The sequence below is a fragment of the Bradyrhizobium sp. sGM-13 genome, assembly GCF_018398875.1.
Classification (GTDB): domain Bacteria; phylum Pseudomonadota; class Alphaproteobacteria; order Rhizobiales; family Xanthobacteraceae; genus Bradyrhizobium.
Genome location: NZ_JAGWDK010000236.1, coordinates 1 through 341 on the forward strand (window position 1 = coordinate 1; position 341 = coordinate 341).

General features: G+C 61.3%; 1 protein-coding gene. It reads left to right on the forward strand.

All coding sequences use genetic code 11. The annotated features are described in order from the left end of the window. Positions 1-61 precede the first annotated feature (61 nt). Positions 62-341: transposase (locus KJQ96_RS38905; protein WP_213291210.1), on the forward strand; the 280-nt coding region annotated here is incomplete at its 3' end.

The window sequence follows — 341 nt, forward strand, 5'->3', positions numbered from 1 at the left end:
CTAGGAGCCTGTCTGAGTAGTGACTGGTCAAGAGGGAGCGAGTCTGATTCCTTGCGTGGCCATGAGCAAGGAATTTCGCCCCTGGAAGATCGACGAGGTCCAGCTTCTGCCGCCGAGCGTGCAGGATTATGTGCCGAGGGACCACGTTTCGCGGTTGATCGTGTCGCTGGTCAAGGAAAGCCTTGATCTATCGGCGATCCTAGGCAGCTACCGGAGCGGGCTGGGTCAGCCGCCGTTTGATCCGCGGATGATGACGGCGCTGCTTCTACACGGCTATGCGAGCGGCATCTACTCGTCGCGGCGGATCGCCAGGGCGGCGGTGGAGCGGGCGGATTTCATGA